This is a genomic window from Micromonospora sp. NPDC051141 (genome assembly GCF_044455765.1).
Taxonomy (GTDB): domain Bacteria; phylum Actinomycetota; class Actinomycetes; order Mycobacteriales; family Micromonosporaceae; genus Micromonospora.
Genome location: NZ_JBITFD010000004.1, coordinates 434,222 through 452,629, shown reverse-complemented (window position 1 = coordinate 452,629; position 18,408 = coordinate 434,222). Strand labels below are relative to the sequence as shown.

15 protein-coding genes are annotated in these 18,408 nt (G+C 74.4%); 8 read left to right on the top strand and 7 right to left on the bottom strand.

Annotated elements, in window-relative coordinates; translation table 11 throughout:
* The first annotated feature begins 8 nt into the window (after window positions 1–8).
* Complete coding sequence (locus ACIA6B_RS10430; protein WP_396772441.1) at window positions 9–3,197, top strand: UvrD-helicase domain-containing protein; 3,189 nt, start codon at window positions 9–11, stop codon at window positions 3,195–3,197.
* A 61-nt stretch (window positions 3,198–3,258) separates the two neighbouring features.
* Here ACIA6B_RS10430 and ACIA6B_RS10425 read toward each other — a convergent pair whose 3' ends face one another.
* A complete protein-coding gene (locus ACIA6B_RS10425) occupies window positions 3,259–3,939 on the bottom strand; it encodes a prepilin peptidase (protein WP_396772440.1) in 681 nt (226 codons plus the stop codon).
* An 11-nt stretch (window positions 3,940–3,950) separates the two neighbouring features.
* Window positions 3,951–5,030: an EamA family transporter gene (locus tag ACIA6B_RS10420; protein ID WP_396772439.1), complete on the bottom strand. Its 1,080-nt coding sequence runs from the start codon at window positions 5,028–5,030 to the stop codon at window positions 3,951–3,953.
* A gap of 84 nt (window positions 5,031–5,114) precedes the next feature.
* On the opposite strand from ACIA6B_RS10420, the gene ACIA6B_RS10415 reads away from it, so the two are divergent.
* The gene (locus ACIA6B_RS10415; RefSeq protein ID WP_396772438.1) at window positions 5,115–6,032 is read left to right on the top strand and encodes a flagellar basal body protein FliL; all 918 of its coding nucleotides are present in this window, start codon (window positions 5,115–5,117) and stop codon (window positions 6,030–6,032) included.
* 130 nt (window positions 6,033–6,162) lie between these two features.
* Window positions 6,163–7,398, top strand: a complete 1,236-nt coding sequence (locus ACIA6B_RS10410; RefSeq protein ID WP_396772437.1) for an ATP-binding protein — start codon at window positions 6,163–6,165, stop codon at window positions 7,396–7,398.
* Window positions 7,399–7,479: 81 nt separating this feature from the next.
* On the opposite strand, the gene ACIA6B_RS10405 is transcribed toward ACIA6B_RS10410, so the two are convergent.
* On the bottom strand, window positions 7,480–8,025 hold the full coding sequence (locus tag ACIA6B_RS10405) for a GNAT family N-acetyltransferase (protein WP_396772436.1): 546 nt from the start codon (window positions 8,023–8,025) through the stop codon (window positions 7,480–7,482).
* A gap of 126 nt (window positions 8,026–8,151) precedes the next feature.
* On the opposite strand from ACIA6B_RS10405, the gene ACIA6B_RS10400 reads away from it, so the two are divergent.
* Entirely contained in the window at window positions 8,152–8,697 is a 546-nt protein-coding gene (locus tag ACIA6B_RS10400; protein WP_396772435.1) for a DoxX family protein, read from the top strand.
* Window positions 8,698–8,900: 203 nt separating this feature from the next.
* Window positions 8,901–10,337 (top strand): glycosyltransferase 87 family protein, encoded by a 1,437-nt coding sequence (locus ACIA6B_RS10395; RefSeq protein WP_396772434.1) that lies wholly within the window; start codon window positions 8,901–8,903, stop codon window positions 10,335–10,337.
* Window positions 10,338–10,346: 9 nt separating this feature from the next.
* Here ACIA6B_RS10395 and ACIA6B_RS10390 read toward each other — a convergent pair whose 3' ends face one another.
* The 4 genes from ACIA6B_RS10390 to moaC are packed head-to-tail and all read right to left on the bottom strand — an operon-like array spanning window position 10,347 to window position 13,027.
* The gene (locus ACIA6B_RS10390; RefSeq protein WP_396772574.1) at window positions 10,347–10,766 is read right to left on the bottom strand and encodes a molybdenum cofactor biosynthesis protein MoaE; all 420 of its coding nucleotides are present in this window, start codon (window positions 10,764–10,766) and stop codon (window positions 10,347–10,349) included.
* 8 nt (window positions 10,767–10,774) lie between these two features.
* On the bottom strand, window positions 10,775–12,031 hold the full coding sequence (locus ACIA6B_RS10385) for a molybdopterin molybdotransferase MoeA (protein ID WP_396772433.1): 1,257 nt from the start codon (window positions 12,029–12,031) through the stop codon (window positions 10,775–10,777).
* 37 nt (window positions 12,032–12,068) lie between these two features.
* Complete coding sequence (locus tag ACIA6B_RS10380) at window positions 12,069–12,539, bottom strand: molybdenum cofactor biosynthesis protein B (protein ID WP_396772432.1); 471 nt, start codon at window positions 12,537–12,539, stop codon at window positions 12,069–12,071.
* Window positions 12,536–13,027, bottom strand: coding sequence for a cyclic pyranopterin monophosphate synthase MoaC (gene moaC, locus ACIA6B_RS10375; RefSeq protein WP_107156418.1), 492 nt, complete (start codon window positions 13,025–13,027; stop codon window positions 12,536–12,538). The genes ACIA6B_RS10380 and moaC overlap by 4 nt, the downstream gene beginning before the upstream one ends.
* Before the next feature lie 803 nt (window positions 13,028–13,830).
* On the opposite strand from moaC, the gene ACIA6B_RS10370 reads away from it, so the two are divergent.
* From ACIA6B_RS10370 to ACIA6B_RS10360, 3 genes are read left to right on the top strand one after another with little or no spacing between them, the layout of a single operon-like run.
* Window positions 13,831–16,359 carry a putative bifunctional diguanylate cyclase/phosphodiesterase gene (locus tag ACIA6B_RS10370; protein ID WP_396772431.1) on the top strand — a complete coding sequence of 843 codons (2,529 nt, stop codon included), beginning with the start codon at window positions 13,831–13,833 and terminating at the stop codon, window positions 16,357–16,359.
* Window positions 16,360–16,412: 53 nt separating this feature from the next.
* Window positions 16,413–17,768: a glycosyltransferase 87 family protein gene (locus tag ACIA6B_RS10365; protein ID WP_396772430.1), complete on the top strand. Its 1,356-nt coding sequence runs from the start codon at window positions 16,413–16,415 to the stop codon at window positions 17,766–17,768.
* Window positions 17,765–18,397, top strand: a complete 633-nt coding sequence (locus ACIA6B_RS10360) for a phosphoribosyltransferase (RefSeq protein ID WP_396772429.1) — start codon at window positions 17,765–17,767, stop codon at window positions 18,395–18,397. Before ACIA6B_RS10365 ends, ACIA6B_RS10360 begins: the two co-directional genes overlap by 4 nt.
* Window positions 18,398–18,408: the final 11 nt, after the last annotated feature.

Genomic DNA, 18,408 nt, shown 5'->3' with positions numbered 1-18,408 from the left:
GATGCGGCGTGCCTCCGTTCAGTGCCGCACCCCCCGGTGGCCTCCCGCCCTACGTCGCGGATCTGCACATCCACTCGAAGTACTCCCGCGCGTGCAGCCGTGACCTGACCCTGCCCAACCTCGGTTGGTGGGCCCGACGCAAGGGCATCGGGGTGCTCGGCACCGGTGACTTCACCCATCCCGCCTGGTACGACCACCTGCGCGAGACCCTGCACCCGGCCGAGCCCGGCCTCTACCGGCTGTCGCCGGAGGCGGAGCGGGACATCGCCCGGCGGCTGCCGCCCCGGCTGGCCAGCGAGGCGGAGGCGGACCCGGTCCGGTTCATGCTGAGCGTGGAGATCTCCACGATCTACAAGCGGGACGACCGGACCCGTAAGGTGCACCACCTGATCTACCTGCCGGACCTGGACGCGGTGGGCCGGTTCAACACCGCGCTGGGCCGGATCGGCAACCTCGGCTCGGACGGCCGGCCGATCCTCGGGCTGGACTCCCGCGACCTGCTGGAGATCACGCTGGAGGCCAGCGGAGACGGCTTCCTGGTGCCGGCGCACATCTGGACGCCCTGGTTCTCCGCGCTCGGCTCGAAGTCCGGCTTCGACGCGATCGCCGACTGCTACGCCGACCTGGCCGAGCACATCTTCGCGGTGGAGACCGGGCTGTCGTCCGACCCGGAGATGAACTGGCGGGTCGGCAGCCTGGACCGCTACCAGTTGGTGTCCAACTCGGACGCCCACTCGCCGCCGGCGCTGGCCCGGGAGGCCACCGTCCTGACCGCCGACCGCGACTACTTCGCGATCCGGGAGGCGCTGCGCACCGGGGACGGGCTGGCCGGCACCGTCGAGTTCTTCCCGGAGGAGGGCAAGTACCACGCCGACGGGCACCGGCTCTGCGGCGTGAACTGGTCGCCGGAGCGGACCCGCGAGGCGGGCGGACGCTGCCCGGAGTGCGGCAAGCCGCTGACCGTGGGTGTGCTCAGCCGCGTGGAGGCGTTGGCCGACCGGCCGGCGGGGCACCGGCCGGCGCACGCCCGCGAGGTGGCCCACCTGGTGCCGTTGGCCGAGATCCTGGGCGAGATCAACAAGGTGGGCGCCCGGTCGAAGAAGGTCGAGGGCAAGCTCAACGAGCTGGTCGCGGCGCTCGGCCCGGAGTTGGAGATCCTGACGCGTACCCCGGTGGAGGAGATCGGCCGGGTCGGCGGCGAACTGCTCGCGGAGGGCATCGGCCGGCTGCGTCGCGGCGAGGTCCGCCGGGTGCCGGGCTACGACGGCGAGTACGGCGTGATCACGCTCTTCGACCCGGCGGAACTGGGCGCTCCGGGCGGCGGGGCCGGGCAGGAGACGCTCTTCGACGTACCCGTACCCGTGCCCGCGCAGCGGCGGCCCGCGGAGCCGGCGCCGAAGCCGAAGGCCAAGCGCCCGGCGGCGGCCCGCCCGGAGCCGAAGCGCAAACCGCCCGCGCCACCGCTGGCGCCGCCGCCCTCCCCGCACGAGCCGTTCGAGCCGATGCTCGCCGGCATGGAGGAGGTCGGCACCGGCCTGCTGGACCGGCTGGACGCGATGCAGCGGGTGGCCGCCTCCGCGCCGGGTGGCCCGCTGCTGATCGTGGCCGGTCCGGGCACCGGCAAGACGCGCACGCTGACCCACCGGATCGCCTACCTCTGCGCGGAGCTGAACGTCTTCCCGGACCAGTGCCTGGCGATCACGTTCACCCGCCGGGCGGCCGAGGAGCTGCGGCACCGCCTCGACGCGCTACTCGGACCGGTCGCCGAGGACGTCACGGTGGGCACGTTCCACGCGCTCGGGCTGACCATCCTGCGGGAGAACGCGGCGGCGGCCGGCCTGCCGGCGGACTTCCGGATCGCCGACGACGCGGACCGGACGGCGGCCCGGGCGGAGGCCGGCGAGGACGACGAGCGGTACGTCGCGCTGCTGCGCAAGCGGGACCTGGTCGACCTGGACGAGCTGCTCACGTTGCCGGTCGCGGTGCTGAAGGGTGACCGGAAGCTGGTCCGGGAGTACCGCGAACGGTGGAAGTGGATCTTCGTCGACGAGTACCAGGACGTCGACGCCGTGCAGTACGAGCTGTTACGGCTACTCAGCCCGGCGGACGGCAACCTGTGCGCGATCGGCGACCCGGACCAGGCGATCTACTCGTTCCGGGGCGCCGACGTGGGCTACTTCCTGCGCTTCTCGCAGGACTTCACCGACGCCCGGCTGGTGCGGCTGAACCGCAACTACCGGTCCTCCGCGCCGATCCTGGCCGCCGCCGTGCAGGCCATCGCGCCGTCGTCGCTGGTCCGGGGCCGTCGGCTCGACCCGGCCCGGCTCGACCCGGAGGCGCCGCTGGTCGGCCGGTACGCCGCGACCTCGGTGGCCGACGAGGCCGACTTCGTGGCCCGCACCGTCGACGAGCTGGTCGGCGGCCTGTCCCACCGGTCGCTCGACTCGGGGCGGATCGACGGGCGGACGACCACGCTCTCCTTCTCCGACATCGCCGTGCTGTACCGCACCGACTCGCAGGCGGCGCCGATCGTGGACGCGTTGACCCGGGCGAACATCCCGGTGCAGAAGCGCTCACACAACCGGCTGCGGGATCGTCCGGGCGTGGCGGCCATCGCCCGCGAGCTGCGGCACGCCGGCCTGGACGGCTCCCTGACCGCCCGGGTACGCGAGGCCGGCCGGCTGGTGGCCGAGCGCTTCGCCGTACCCACGCTCGACGGTTCCGGCGCGGTACGCCCCGACGACGTCCGCAGTGCCGTGGACCTGCTCACGCCGCTGGCCCAACGCTGCGACGACGACCTCGGGCTCTTCCTCAGCCAGCTCGCCACCGGCGCGGAGGTGGACGCGCTCGACCCGCGCGCCGAGGCGGTCACGCTGCTCACGCTGCACGCGGCCAAGGGCCTGGAGTTCCCGGTGGTGTTCCTGGTCGGCGCCGAGGACCGCCTGCTGCCGCTGCGGTGGCCGGGCACCGAGCCGGACGACGACGCGGTCGCCGAGGAGCGCCGGCTCTTCTTCGTCGGCCTGACCCGGGCGCAGGACCGGCTCTACGTGAGTCACGCGGCCCGGCGTACCCGGCACGGTGCGGAGCGGGACGCCCGCCCGACCCCGTTCCTCGACGCGATCGACCCGGCGCTGTTCGACCGGCTGGGCGTGGCGGAGCCCCGCCGCCCCAAGGACCACCAACTCCGCCTGATCTGAAAGGCCGGGCCCCTTCTTAACGCCTCCGGTAGAGAAGGGGCCCCTTCTCAACAACCGACGGTCAGGTGAGCACGGCGGCGAGCCAGGCGCCGGCCAGGATCGCCGGGCCGAACGGCAGCGGTGTGTCCCGGCGGATCCGGCCGGCGGCGAGCAGGACGAGGACGACCACGCCGGCGAGCAGGTGCGGGAGGAGCAGCCCGAGCCGGAGCGCCGGCCAGCCGAGCCACCCCAGGGGGAACCCGAGCGCGGCGGCCAGCTTCACGTCGCCGAAGCCGAGCCGGGCGCCGGGCAGCAGGGCGAGCAGCAGATAGCCGCCCAGGGAGAGACCGACCCCGAGCAGGGCGGTCGGCAGGCGCCCCGGCTCGCCGGCCACCGACGCGGTCGCCGGCAGGCCGAGCCCACCGCCGAGCGCCACCGCGCCGACCAGCGGGTCGGGCAGCCGCAACGCGCTCAGGTCGGTCACCGCGAGCACCAGCCCGACGGCGGCGACCAGCAGCAGCGCCGGCAACGTGCGCTCGTCCCCGCGCGTGACGGCCAGGGTGCCGTACACCACCGCCCCGGCCACGGCCACGGTGCACCGCCGTGGCCCGACGGGCGGACCGCCGCACCCCACCGCCCCGACCCCGGTGGACCGGCTTGGTGCGGCGCGGCCGACACCGACGGCGCGGCGGCCGACCGGCACCGCGGCCAGACCGGCCAACGCGCCGAGCACCGCCGTTCCCGCCACCGTTGCCGCCGACACGGGCCGGGACGCTACCGACCGGCGCGTCTCCGGGCCGCCCCGTCGCCGGCAGCCGGCGGGGTCCGGACCGCCCCGTCGCCGCCGGCAGCCGGCGGGGTCCGGACCCTCCCGTCGCCGCCGGCAGCCGGCCGGGTGCGGCTCGGCCGCTCGGTGCTCACCACCACGGCGACGCCGGCCACGAGCACCGCGCCGCCGAGCAGCACCTGCGTGGTGACCGGCTCGGCGGCGAGCAGCGCGCCGAGCGCCACCGCGACCGCCGGGTTCACGTACGCGTACGTGGAGACCAGCGAGATCGGCGCGTGGGCGAGCAACCAGACGTACGCGGTGAAGGCGACCAGCGAGCCGGCCACCATCAGGTACGCCAACGCCGCCCAGGACCGTCCGGTCACCTCGGCGGGGTCGAAGTCGGCCAGCTCGCCGCGTCCGGCCCCGATCAGCAGGAGCGCCAGCGCGCCGGCCACCATCTCGTAGACGGTCGCCACGAACGGGTCGGCCGGCATCCGGATCCGCCCGGACAGAAAGGAACCGATCGACCAGCTCGCGGCGGCGGCGACCACGGTCAGCGCGCCCGCCAGCGGCACCCCGTCCACGCCGTCGCGGGGCAGGACGAGCAGGACGAGCCCGCCGAAGCCCAGCGCGACACCGGCGAACGTCCACGGGCGGGGCCGGTCCCCGCCGGCCGTACGCAGCACCACCACCAGCAGCGGCACGGTGGCGATCAGCAGGGCGGCGACCCCGGAGGGCACCGCGTCGCCGGCCGGGCCGGACTCGGCGAGCACCACCAGCCCGTTGCCACCGGCCAGCAGCAGCACCCCGACCAGCGCGGCCGAGCCGAGACGACGCGGTGACACGCGAAGCGCCCCGGGCCCGCGACGGAGCCGCAGCACGAGCGCGAGCACCACGGCGGCGGCGGCGAACCGCATCGCGGCGGAGGTGAGTGGCGGCAGGGATTCGACGGCGATCCGGATGCCCAGGTAGGTCGAGCCCCACAGCAGGTAGACCAGCGCCAATGCGGTCCAGACCAGGGCGGCGCGGACCGGCGGCGCCGGGGAGCCGGAGGCGTCCGTCGTACTCGGGGGGCGTGAGCTCATCGTGGGACCACGCTACGGTGGCCACGGCGTCGGCGTCCCGTGTTGGTGGCCGGCCTCTCAGCACCGGCTACACAGGAGGCGTTCATGTCGAACTTCGGACCGCCCGGCGGCGGCGCACCCGAGCCGTGGCGGGGGCGACGCCCGGACGACGGCTACGCCCCCGATCCGCACCACGACCCGGGGCCCGGCGGCCCGCAGTACGGTCCGCCCGCGCAGTACGGCCCACCGCCGGAGCAGTACGGCCCGCCCCAGCAGTACGGGCCACCGCCCGAGCAGTACGGCCCGCCCGCCCACCAGTACGGGCCACCGCCCGAGCAGTACGGGCCGCCCGCCGAGCAGTACGGGCCACCGCAGGAGCAGTACGGCCCGGGTGCCGCGCCCCGGCCCGGCTATCCGGCCGGCCCCGGTTACCCCGGCCAGGTGCCCTATCCGGGGCAGCAGCCCTACGCCGGCGGGCAGCCGTCGTACGGTGCGGGGCAGCCCTACGCCGGCGGGCCACCGCCGTACGGCGCGGGACAACAGCCCTACGACGAGCCGACGCCACCGAAGCGGGGCAGGGGCCCGTTGCTGGTGGTGGTGATCGTGCTGGCGGTGCTGCTGCTGGGCGGCGGCGGGGCGTACTGGCTGCTCGGCCGGGACGCGGACGAGCCGACGGTCGGGACGACGGCCTCCACCGCGCCGGCACCGGCGGCCACCTCGGCGGCGCCGAGCGATCCGGCGGAGGCGGCGCCCACCACGGCGGCCCCGGCCTCCTCGACCGACCCGCGGTTCGTGAAGGCGGGTCAGTGCGTCGCCAACCAGGGCGGCGGCGCCCAGCCGAAGCTGGTGATCGCCGACTGCGCCCCGAAGACGTACGAGGTGCTGCGCCGGATCGACGGCGCCACCAGCGGGAAGAAGGACGCCGAGGCCAAGTGCGGCAAGGTGGCCGGCTACACCGACTGGTACTTCTTCGACAGCGAGCTGGACACGCTCGACTTCGTGCTCTGCCTGAAGCGTCGATAGGCCGCTAACCGACTCTAGGGCTGTCTGGGGTGGACGCTAGACAGACCTAGATTCAACTCGACGCCGACACGCGGTAGCCGCCTCTACGCGCGTCTAGCCTGGTCACTAGACGACCGGATACTGTGCGAGCGTGGATCCGGTCCGCAACCCGTACGCTCCCGGCGCCGGTCAGCGCCCGCCCGAACTCGCCGGCCGGGGGCGGGAGCTGGACGTCTTCGACGTGGTGCTGGAACGCATCGCCCGGGGTCGGCCGGAACGCAGCCTGATGCTCACCGGCCTGCGCGGGGTCGGCAAGACGGTGCTGCTCAACACGCTCCGGTCGGAAGCGATCAACCATCTCTGGGGCACCGGCAAGATCGAGGCCCGGCCGGACCAGTCGCTGCGCCGGCCAATCGCCGCCGCGCTGCACATGGCGGTCCGCGAGCTGGCTCCCCGGCACCGCGCGCCGGACCGGATCGACGGCTTCCTCGGCGTGCTCAAGGCGTTCGCGCAACGGTCCGCGCCGGCCGGGCGGGGCGGCGCGGCGCCGAAGCTGCGCGACAGGTGGCAACCGGGCATCGACGTGCCGGCCAGTAGCGGCCGGGCCGACTCGGGCGACATCGAGATCGACCTGGTCGAGCTGCTCAGCGACGCGGCGGCGGTCGCCACCGACGTGGGCACCGGCATCGCGATCTTCATCGACGAGATGCAGGACGTGGGCGCCGATGACGTCTCCGCGCTCTGCGCCGCCTGCCACGAGCTGTCCCAGCTCGGCGCGCCGCTCATCGTGGTGGGCGCCGGGCTGCCGCACCTGCCGGCCGTGCTCAGCGCCGCCAAGTCGTACTCCGAACGGCTCTACCGCTACCAGCGGATCGACCGGCTGGACCGGATCGCCGCCGACCAGGCGCTCTGCGCGCCGGCCGAGCGGGAGGAGGTCGAGTACGAGCAGAAGGCGCTCGACCTGCTCTACGAGAAGTCCGGCGGCTACCCCTACTTCGTCCAGGCGTACGGGAAGGCGACCTGGGACCACGCGCCCCGCTCGCCGATCACCGCCGCCGACGTGCGGGTCGCCGCGCCCGAGGCGGAGGCGGAACTGGCGGTGGGCTTCTTCGGCTCCCGGTTCGAGCGGGCCACCCCGGCCGAACGGGAGTACATGCGGGCCATGGCCACGCTGGCGCTGGTGGACGGCGAGGAGGGCGCCCGGGACGACATGGACGCCGCGGTGCCCACCGCGGAGATCGCCCGATCGCTCGGCCGCAAGCCGGCCAGCCTCTCCCCGGCCCGGGACGCGCTGATCAAGAAGGGGCTCATCTACTCAGGTGAGCGGGGAACGGTCGCGTTCACCGTCCCGCACTTCGGCCGCTACCTGCGCACCCAGCCGGCCTGAGCGGCGGCCGGGCCGGCGGGTGAGCGGTGCCCACCTCGGCCACGACCGCGGGGCTCGCAAGCTCACTCCTCGCGTGGCCGGTCAGACCCGTGACCAGGGCGACGGGAAGACCACCTCGCCGGCCGGTGGTGGCGGCTCCTCGCCGGTGGACGGCGGCAGCACCAGCGCCTGCCACGGCTCCCCCAGCCCGGACCACGGGCTGGTCAACCCCAACCGGTCCGCCGGGCCGAACCCGAAGCGCCGGTAGTACGCCGGGTCGCCCAGCACCACCACGAGCCGTTCCCCCAGCTCGGTGGCGGCGTCGAGCGCCGCCTGCACCACCGCCGTGCCGTGCCCGACGCGCTGCCGGTGCGGGGCCACCGCCACCGGACCGAGCGCCAGCGCCGGCCAGCCGCCGCCGTCGGCGCGGACCCGCACGCGGGTGAGCAGCGCGAAGCCCACCACCTCGCCGCCGTACTCGGCGACCATGGCCAGTTCCGGGATCCACGCGGCGCTGTGCCGCAACTCCTCGACCAGGCCGACCTCGGGCGGGGTGGCCACGTCGGGTCGGGCGAACGCGGCGGCGAGCACCCGGGCCACCGGCGCTTCGTCGGCCGGGTCCTCCGGGCGCAGTCGCAGCGTCGTCACCCGCGCGACCTTACCGAACGCAGCCGGTCCATCCGCGACGGTCGCTGAAATCGATACCGGACGGACGTCGATACCTTTCGTGTGTTGCAGGGGTGACCGGCTCCCGGACGGGGTAAGACTGAAACCATGAAGCCCGTGCGCTCCCTCGCCCGAGTCATGTTGAGCGGCATCTTCGTGGTCAGCGGCGCCCGCAACCTGCGCAACGTGGAACGGCTGGTGCCCGCCGCGCAGCCGGTCACCGACCGGGTCGCCCCGCTGATCCAGAGCCTGCACCCGCGCATCCCGACCGACACCGAGACGCTGATCCGGGCCAACGCCGCCACCCAACTGGTCGGCGGTCTGATGCTGGCCACCGGCCGGTTCACCCGCCCGGCCGCGCTCGTCCTGGCCGGCACGCTGCTCCCGACGACCGCCGCCGGTCATCCCTTCTGGAACAACGACGACCCGGAGGCGCGCAACAACAACCAGGTCCACTTCCTGAAGAACCTCGGGCTGCTCGGTGGGCTCCTGCTCGCCGCCGCGGACACCGAGGGCAGGCCGGGCCTGCGCTGGCGCGCCGGCCACCGGATCGACCACTCACGCCGGTCGGTGAAGCGCGCGGTCCGCACCGCCCGCCGGGAGGCGAAGATCGCCGTACGCTCCGCGGCGACCGCTCGCCGGATGCCCGGCTGACCTGCATCCACACGGCCCCCACCCCCGCAAGGCCACCAATCACCTGAACCGTCCGACACCCGTTAACGCGGTGGAAATGTCGCAAACACGTGTGGGATCGGACACGGTCGCGTAACGCGGGAGGCATCATCGTGAGGCACCGTTCTAGGCTCCGTTCTGGACCTGGACGGGCACGACGACCTTGGTACGGGGGTGGCCACGCCATGCCGACGACAGTCGGTAGACGGACCAACCGCCTCCCACCGGCGCCCCGCGTCGTCCTCGGGGTCGACCAGCGGCTCGTGGTGCGCCTCGGCATCGTGGCCGCCGTCTCGTACGCGGCCTGGCTCGCGATCGGGGCCTTCGGCCGGCCGTACAACTTCTTCGACATGAAGATCTACCACGGCGCGGTGCTGTGGTGGGCCAACGGCAACGAGCTGTACGACTTCGTCGCCCCTTCGACGACCCTCGGCTTCACCTATCCACCCTTCGCCGGCCTGGTCATGCTGCCGATGTCCTGGCTGCCGGTGGACGCCGCCGGGTTCGTCAACGCGCTGGCCAGCATCGCTGCGCTCGCGGTGGTGCTGGCGGCGTTGCTGCGTCCCATCGTGGACCGGCTCGGCTGGTCGCTCTGGTTCACCGTCGGCATCGCCACCCCGCTCGCCGTGGCGATCGAGCCGTCCCGCGAGACGCTCGGCTACGGCCAGGTCAACCTGCTGCTCTTCGCGCTGATCATGGCGGATCTGGTGGGCCTGCGGTGGCGCGCCAGGCGGGGCACCCACCACGAGACCGCCGAGTCGCCGCTGGCCCGCTTCCTCTACGGCGGCGCCTGGGCCGGCGTCGGCATCGGGCTCGCCACCGCCGTCAAGCTCACCCCGGCGCTGTTCATCGGCTACCTGATGCTCACCCGGCAGTGGCGGGCCGCCTGGATCGCGGTCGGCACCACGATCGGGGTGACGCTCGCGACGTTCGGTGCGGTCGGCGAGGAGTCCCGCGCGTACTTCACCAGCGTGCTGTGGCAGACCGAGCGGGTCGGGGCGGCCGACATGACCGCCAACCAGTCCCTCGCCGGGCTGCTGGCCCGGCTCTACGACTCGATCGAGACGCCCGGGCTGCTCTGGCTCGCGTTCTCGGTGCTGGTGCTGGCGCTGGGGTTGTCCCGGGCGATCAGCGCCCGCACCGACGGCGACGAGCTGACCGCGTTCACGCTTGTCGGGCTCACCGCCAACGTGATCAGCCCGATCTCCTGGTCGCACCACCTGGTCTGGGTCATCCCGGCGATCGTGGTGCTGGCCGACGCCGCGGTACGCCGCCGCGAGGCCAGCCGCGGGCTGCCGCCGCGGAACAACGGGCCGACCCCGGCGACCGGCGTGCCCGCGCTGCGCCCGCCGATCTGGTACCCGACGTTGACCGGGTTCCGGCACGCGGCCGGCGCGCTCGGCCTCTATCTCCTGTTCCTGATCTCACCGATCTGGCCGTACGAGCACCAGCTCCCCGAGGTCTCCCACTACCAGGACGGTCTGTTCGGCGCGCTGATGGAGAACTCGCTGGCCATCGCGTTGATCGTGCTGGTCGCGGCGCTGCCCTGGCGGCCCGGTGCCGAGCCGGCGTTCTACCACGACCGGTTGGGTCGTCCGGCCCCGCTCACCGCCCGGCGTTGACCGGCCGGCTCAGGGGCAGTTCACCCACTCCTCGGTGCCGTCGTCGAAGACCTGTCGCTTCCAGATCGGCAGCCGCGCCTTCACCTCGTCGACCAGCCGGGCGCACGCCGCGAACGCCGCCGCGCGGTGCGCGGTGCTGACGGCGGCGACCAGCGCGACGTCACCGATGTCCAGCGGGCCGATCCGGTGCGAGACCGCCACCGCGTGCACCGCCGGGTCGGCGGCGATGTCGGCCGCCACCTCGCGCAGCACCGCCTCGGCGGTGGGGTGACCCTCGTACTCCAGCCGGGTGACCGTCCGCCCGTGGTCGTGGTCACGGACCACGCCCTGGAAGGAGACCACCGCACCGGCCCGCCGGTCGGCGACCGCCGCCTCGTGCGCGGCCAGGTCGAGCGGTTGGTCCGTCACCGCGCCGAGCACCACCCGCATCTCCGTGCTCAAGAGCGTTCTCCCGGAGTCAGGGGCAGCGGCACGAGCGGAACCCGATCACCGGCGGCGCCGCTGGTGCCGGGCCGGATCACCGCGAAGCCGTCCGCGCCGGCCAGCCCGCGCAGCATCGCCGAGCCGACGTGCCGCACCGGGTGCGCGGTGCCGGCGACCCGGTCCCAGCGGGCCAGCGCCAGGTGGGTGTGGTCCCCGCGCCCGGGCACCGGCTCGGCGAGGGTGACCTGCGGCAGCACCGGCATCGGCCGGCCGGTGAGACCGGCGAGCAGGGGAGCGACGAGCGAGACCAGCGCCACCACCGCGGACTGCGGATTGCCCGGCAGGCCGGCCACGAAGCGCACCCGGCCGTCGCCGTCGACCAGCCGGGCGAGCAGCATCGGGAAGCCGGGGCGCACCGCCACGGTGTTGACCACGTAGTCGGCGCCGAGCGCCTCCAGCGTCGGGTGCAGGTGGTCCACCGGGCCGTGCATGGTGCCACCGGTCGTGCAGACCAGATCGGCGTTGGCGAGCGCACCGCGCAGGGCCGCGACGTGCGCGGGCAGCGTGTCGGCGACCGGCCCGACGACGTCGCCGCCCCGCACCTGGCAGCCGTAGCGGCGCAGCCAGGCCGGCACCGAGGGGCCGAGCGCGTCCCGCACCCGGCCGGCGCCGGGCGGGCCGGAGGTGAGCAGCTCGTCGCCGAAGACCAGCAGCGCGGCCCGCGGCGCGCGGCGGACCCGCAGCGTGTCGTGCCCGCAGGAGGCGGCCAGACCGATCACCGCCGGGTCCACCGGCGTGCCGGCGGGCAGCAACTCCTCCCCACGGTGCGCCTCCTCGCCCGGCTCGCGCCACTCCGGCTGCGGCCGGGGCGTGCCGGTCACCCGACCGTCCACCGCCCGGGTCGAATCCTCGATCCGGAGGATCGCAGTGGTGCCCGCCGGCACCATCGCGCCGGTGGCGATCTCCACGGTGGTGCCGTCGGCGTCCAGCGGCGACGCGGTGTGCCCGGCCAGCAGCCGGCCCACCACCCGCCACGGCCCCGGGCCGCGCACCGCCCAGCCGTCCACGCTGGAGGTGGGGAACGCCGGCAGGTCGGTGCGGGTGGTCAGCGGCTCGGCCAGGGTGTGCCCGTCGGTGTCGGCCAGCGGCCGGTTGACCGCGGGAAGCGCGGCGGAGAGCCCGACCGCGTACACCCGGGAGCGGGCCTCCTCCCACCCGGCCGGCGGAGGCGTGCCCACCTCGACGGCGGCGGCTTCGGTTTCCGTGCTCATCCGGCGAGCCTAGCGCCGGTGTGCGCGGCCCGCGGGCTCAGTGGTCGCCGCCGCGGAGCTGGTCGACCGCGTGCCGCAGGATCGGCCCGAGCACGGCCAGGCCGTCCCGCGCGCCTCCGCGCGAGCCCGGCAGGTTCACCACCAGCGTCCGGCCGGTGACGCCGGCCCGGCCCCGGGACAGCGCGGCCGTGGGCACCGCGTCGCGGCTGTGCGCGCGGATCGCCTCGGCGATGCCGGGGATCTCGTAGTCGAGCAGCGCGCCGGTCACCTCGGGCGTGCGGTCGGTCGGGGTGATGCCGGTGCCGCCACTGGTCAGCACCACGTCGACGCCCTCGTCGCGGGCGGCGCGCAGCGCGTCGCCGACCGGGTCGCCGTCGGGCACCACCACCGGCGCGTCGACCGTGCAGCCCAGCTCCCGCAGGCCGGCGACGAGCAGGGGGCCGCTGGTGTCGGTGTAGACCCCGGCGGCGGCCCGGTTGGAGGCCACGATCACCCGGGCCCGGATCACGACCGGTCCTCCGGCCGGACCCACTCGCCGGTCTTCCCGCCCTCTTTCCGGAGCACCCGGACGGCGTCCACCGACGCGGCCGGGTCGACCGCCTTCACCATGTCGACCAGGGCGAGCCCGGCGACCGCCACCGCGGTGAGCGCCTCCATCTCCACGCCGGTGCGGTCGGCCGTCCGCGCGGTGGCGGTGATCTCCACGGTGTCGGCGGTGAGGCGCAGGTCGACGGTGACGCCGTGCAGGGCGATCGGGTGGCAGAGCGGGATCAGGTCGGGGGTCCGCTTGGCCCCCATGATCCCGGCGAGTCGGCCGACCGCGAGCGCGTCGCCCTTGGGCAGGTCGTCGCGGCGGAGCAGCTCCACCACCTCGGCGGTGGTGCGGAGCCGGCCGGCGGCCACCGCGAGCCGGCCGGAGACCGGCTTGGCGGAGACGTCGACCATCCGGGCGGCGCCAGCCGGATCGACGTGGGTGAGCTGCGCGGGTTCGGTCACCGCCCGAGCCTATCCGCCGGGTACGACGCCCGACGCGCCTGAGCCGTCGGTGGGAGGGGACGACACGGCGGCTGCCGACGACGCGGTTACGAGTCGGTTGACCCGAACGGCGAGTAGCGCGAACACCATCTGCCGCTTTGGCGTTACCGACGGGAGATCGGCCTTTCCCCGCCGGACCGTAAGACCCCGACTACTCGGATTTCCGCGCTGCTGTTCCAGCCCCGGTTGACGCTGGTCAAGTCGAAACGCCAGCTTAATCCAGTTATCACAAAATCGTTCTCCCGGCGGTGTCCGGCGGCGCAAGCCGTCCACCCGAACGGTCCGACCCGACTGGTCAAGCCGGCCGAGTCCGGTTGTAATGTTCCTCGGCCGAGACGACGCTACAACTGCCGCTCGCGCCGAAACATTCTGGATGGCACTGAGCGACCACGTGAGTACGCGAGGCAGAAGGTCGGCTCCGCTCCGCACATAACTTGTGGACAGAACGTCATTTAAGCGACGAGAGTTGCTTATATTGCGCATACCGACATTAATTCTTCCTTACTGCCCCTTCCTCCCTCTAACCTTCCTTCCAGTCAACAAGGCGCGGATACACGCACAGGCGATGTCTGCGGCGGGTCGTGCCAATGCGCCACAACCGATTGCGGGTGACGACTCCGATCGGCGGCGATTCCGGCCCGACGGGATATTGGAGGAGGGACGAACAATGCGTAGCACCGAATGGGGATGAGAGTTTCCCGCACCGGAACGAAGCGGTAGGCTGCCGCTCATCGCGTACCGACGGTGAGCGGCGGGTGACTCGGGTGAGCCGGACGACGGAGAGCCGCACGGGTGTCGACCCCGGCCTGCGCGGCCTCGTCTACACCCTGGTCGCCGGCGCATCGCTCGTCGCGCTCATCGCGGTCTCCGCCACGCGCAGGCAACACCCCGAATCGGTACGCGACTTCGTCACCGTGGCAACGCTCGTGGTGACCGTCGCGCTGGCCACCGTCATCAAGACGCGGCTACGGATCAGGTCGACCACCTTCTACTTCGCATGGGTGGAAACCGCAATCGTCATCGGCCTGGCCGTCGCGCCGGCCTCCTGGGTCGTCCTGGCCACCGGCCTCGGGGTGGCCGCCGGATCGGTGACCCGCCTGGCACCCATCAAGGTGGCGTTCGCCATCGCGAAGCACACCCTCGTGGCCGGCGGCGCCACCGTCGCCACACTCCTGCTCGGCGGCGCCTGGCCACCCCGAGAGCCACTCCGCATCGTCGTACTGCTGGGAATCGTCTATCTGGTCGCCGCGATCCTCGACGACGTACTTGCGATTCCGGTCATCGCGCTCGCGTCCCGAACGCCGATCCTGCGCCAGTTCCGCAATAACCTCGACCTACGGATCGCCGGCTTCGGCGTGCGATTCGTCGTGGCCGCCTCCACCGTGCTGATCCTCCGGGTCGACCCCCGGCTGTTGCTCGCCGTGCCGCCCCTGGTGCTCAGCCTGCACCTGGCCTACTCCGCCAGGATCCGCGCCCGCACCGAGCAGCAGGCCTGGCAGCGACTCGCCCGCACCACCGACGCGCTCAACGTGGTCGACCTCGACCAGGTCCTCACCACCGCCGTCACCGAGGCCGCCGAACTCTTCTCCGCCGACGAGGTCGAGATCGAACTACGCGAGGGCGGGCGCACGGTCCGCGGCGGCGCGACCGGCATCGCGTACGACGGGACCGCACCACGCCCCAGCGCCACGGACGGCCGGATCATGCCGGTCACGCTGGAAGGACACGACCGGGCGGAGAACATCGGCGAGCTGCGGCTCCGCTTCGTCGGCCCGGTCGAGCTCTCCGAGCGGGAGCAGTACACGCTGCGTACCTTCGCCTCCGCGCTGTGCACCGCGGTCCGCAACGCCCAGGCGTACGCCGAACTGGCCCGCGTCGCCGCCGACCACGCCTACGCCGCCACCCACGACGCCCTCACCGGCCTGTCCAACCGCCGGCACCTGCTGGACGAGGGCACCGCCCAGCTCACCACCCGGCACGCCGACGGCGTCACCGCCCTGGTGCTGATCGACCTCAACCACTTCAAGGAGGTCAACGACACGCTCGGGCACGGCGCCGGGGACCGGGTGCTGATCCAGGTCGCCGAACGGCTCCGCGACGCGGCACGCGCCGACGACCTCGTCGCCCGGCTCGGCGGCGACGAGTTCGCCGTGCTGCTACGCGGCCTGCCCGCCCCGGCGGTCGCCGCGCACCGCGCCGAAGCCCTGCTCGCCGCGCTGCACGACCCGATCGACCTCGACGGCATGCGGATCAGCGTGGAAGCCAGCGGCGGCATCGCCGTCGCCCCCGCCACCGGCGGGATGCCCGAGCTGCTGCGCCGCGCCGACGTGGCGATGTACCAGGCCAAGCGCGCCGGCCAACGCATCGCCACGTACGCGGCGACCCGCGACACCGCCGACCTCAGCCGGCTCACACTCGGCGGCGAACTGCCCCGGGCCGTCGCCGACCACGAGTTCACCGTCAACTTCCAACCCATCGTCGACCTGGGCAGCGGCCAGGTCACCGGCGCGGAGGCGCTGGCCCGGTGGCACCACCCCACCCACGGCCTGATCGACCCGCTGCGCTTCCTGGAGGCGGTGGAACGCTCCGGGCTGCTGCCCGCGTTCGCCGAGGCCATCCTCGACCAGGCGCTGATCGCGGCCGGCTCGTGGCACGACGCCGGCTTCGACCTGCCCGTCTCGGTGAACGTGTCGCCACGCAGCCTCCTCGACGCCCGCTTCCCCGGCGCCGTGCTGGCCCGGCTGCGCGCCCACGACCTCCCACCCGACCGGCTCGTCCTGGAACTCACCGAGACGCTCACCCTCAGCCAGCTCGACGTGGTCGACCGGGTCCTCAGCCGGCTCCGCGACTCCGGCGTCCGGCTGGCCCTCGACGACTTCGGCACCGGCTACTCGTCGCTCTCCCTGCTCTCCCGCATCCCGGTCCACGAACTCAAGATCGACCGCAGCTTCGTCACCGCCATGGAAACCGCGCCCGAGGCCGCCGCCGTGATCCGCTCCACCCTCGACCTGGGCCGCAGCCTCGACCTCACCGTGGTCGCCGAGGGCGTGGAGAGCGAACCGCAACGCCGCACACTCTGGGAGCTGGGCTGCACGGCCGGCCAGGGCCACCTGTTCGCCCGGCCGCTGCCGGCCGGCGCGCTGCTCGCCGCCCTCCAACGCGGCGCCGGCGGCCGACCCGGCGCCCTCGCCGCACCGCTGCACGACGCCGGCGCCGTCATCCGGCTACCCGGCCGCCGCGCCGCCGGCACCCGGACCCGCCCGGCCCCCGCCACCGACGCCCGGCACCCCTGACCAACCGGCCCGACCCGGCCGGACCGCACCCCCGGTCTGCCAGACTGGCCCGCGTGACCGCCCACGCCGACCCGGCCACCGCCACGTCCCGCCGCTGGTCGGCGCTCGACACCGCCGCCGGCGGTCTCGCCCTCGACCTGGGTCTCTACGCCGCCGCCACGATCTTCGCCGCGGTCACCGCCGCCACCTCCACCCTGCCCCCGCACCGCGCGTGGGGCGCCGTCGCCACCATCGGGTACGCGGTCGCCGCGCTCGCCGCGACCACCCAGTTCCTCGCCCGCCGCCGACACCCCGGCACCCCCCTGGCCGGCCTGCCCGCCCGCTGGACGGTCACCGGCCTCACCTGGGCCACCACCGCGCTGCTCCCGGTCGTCGTCCAGAGCATCCAACGGGCCGGCGGACGCACCGACCGGGCCCAGGAGGAGGTGCTCGTGGTGGAACACGCCGGCACCCGCCTCGCCGAACACGGCACCCCCTACCTCGGCCCCGACGCCATCGCCGCCCTGCCCCCCGGCGAGCAACTCCTCGGCTACACCCCCTACCAACCCGGAATGGCGCTGTTCGGGCTGCCCCGGGCCGCCGCCGACGCCTGGTGGACCGACGCCCGCGTCTGGTTCGCGATCGGCACCGCGCTCGCGCTCGCCACCCTGGTCACCACGCTGCGCGCCAGTGCCGGCCCCACCTCGCCCCGCCGCTCCGCCGCGCTGCTGCGCGCCGTCCAGGCCGCCACCGTCCTGCCCGTCTCCGCGCTCACGCTCGCCACCGGCGGCGACGACCTCCCCGTACTCGCGCTCTGCCTGCTCGCCCTCGCGCTGGCCGCCGCCGACCGGCCCGGCCGCGCCGGCCTCGCGGTCGGCGTCGCCGGCGCGCTGAAGCTCTTCGCCTGGCCGGTGGCGGTCGTGCTGGTCTGCTGGGCCGCCACCCGCCGGGCCGCGCCGCGCACCGCCCTGGGCGCCCTCGGCCTGCCCGTCCTCGCGCTGCTGCCGGTCCTGCTCGTCGACCGCGACGCCCTCGTCGAGAACGTGCTCCGGTTCCCGCTCGGCCACGGCCTGGTGACCAGCCCCGCCCAGTCCCCGTTCCCCGGCCACCTGATCGCCGAGGCGCTCCCCGCCGGCCGGGTGATCGCCGCCGCGCTGCTCGTCGCGGTCGGCCTGGCGATCGCCGTCCGGCTGCTGCGTCACCCGCCGCGCACCGCCGCCGCCACGGCCCTCATCTGCGGGTACGGGCTGCTCGCCGCGATCCTGCTGATGCCCTCCACCCGCTTCGGTTACCTGCTCTACCCGGCCGCCCTGCTCGTCCTCGCCCCCGCGCTGGCACTCGCCGGGGCACCCGCCGGGCAGCCCGGCCGGCCGGCATTCCCGGCAACCACCCGCCGCGGCCCGGCCGGAAGGCGTACACCTGAGGGATGACCACCTACCGTGACCGGACCGAAGCGGGACAGGACCTCGCCGAGCGACTCACCGACCTCGCCGACCGGCCCGACGTCGTCGTGCTCGCCCTGGTCCGCGGCGGCGTCCCCGTCGCCCGGGTGATCGCCGACCGGCTCCACGCTCCCCTCGACGTGCTGGTCGTCCGCAAACTCGGCGTGCCCTGGGCGCCCGAGGTCGCCTTCGGGGCGCTCGGCCCCGGCGGCGTGCAGGTCCTCAACGACATGGTCGCCGGCCGGATCAGCGAGAACGACCGGGCTCAGGTCCGCCGCCGCGAACAGGCCGAACTGGACCGTCGCGAGCAGCGCTACCGCGCCGGCCGGCCACCGCTGGACCTGACCGGCCGCACCGCCCTGATCGTCGACGACGGGCTCGCCACCGGCGCCACCGCCCGCGCCGCCGTCCAGGTCGCCCGCCAACTCGGCGCCGCCCGGGTGGTCGTCGCCGTCCCGGTCGGCTCCCCGCCGGCGTACGAGATGCTCGCCGCCACTGCCGACACGGTCGTGAGCAGCCAACTCCCGGCCGACTTCGCCGCCGTCGGCGCCTACTACGACGACTTTCACGAGGTCTCCGACGACGAGGTGACGCACGCGCTGACCGCCACCGCGTGAAAACACCCGGT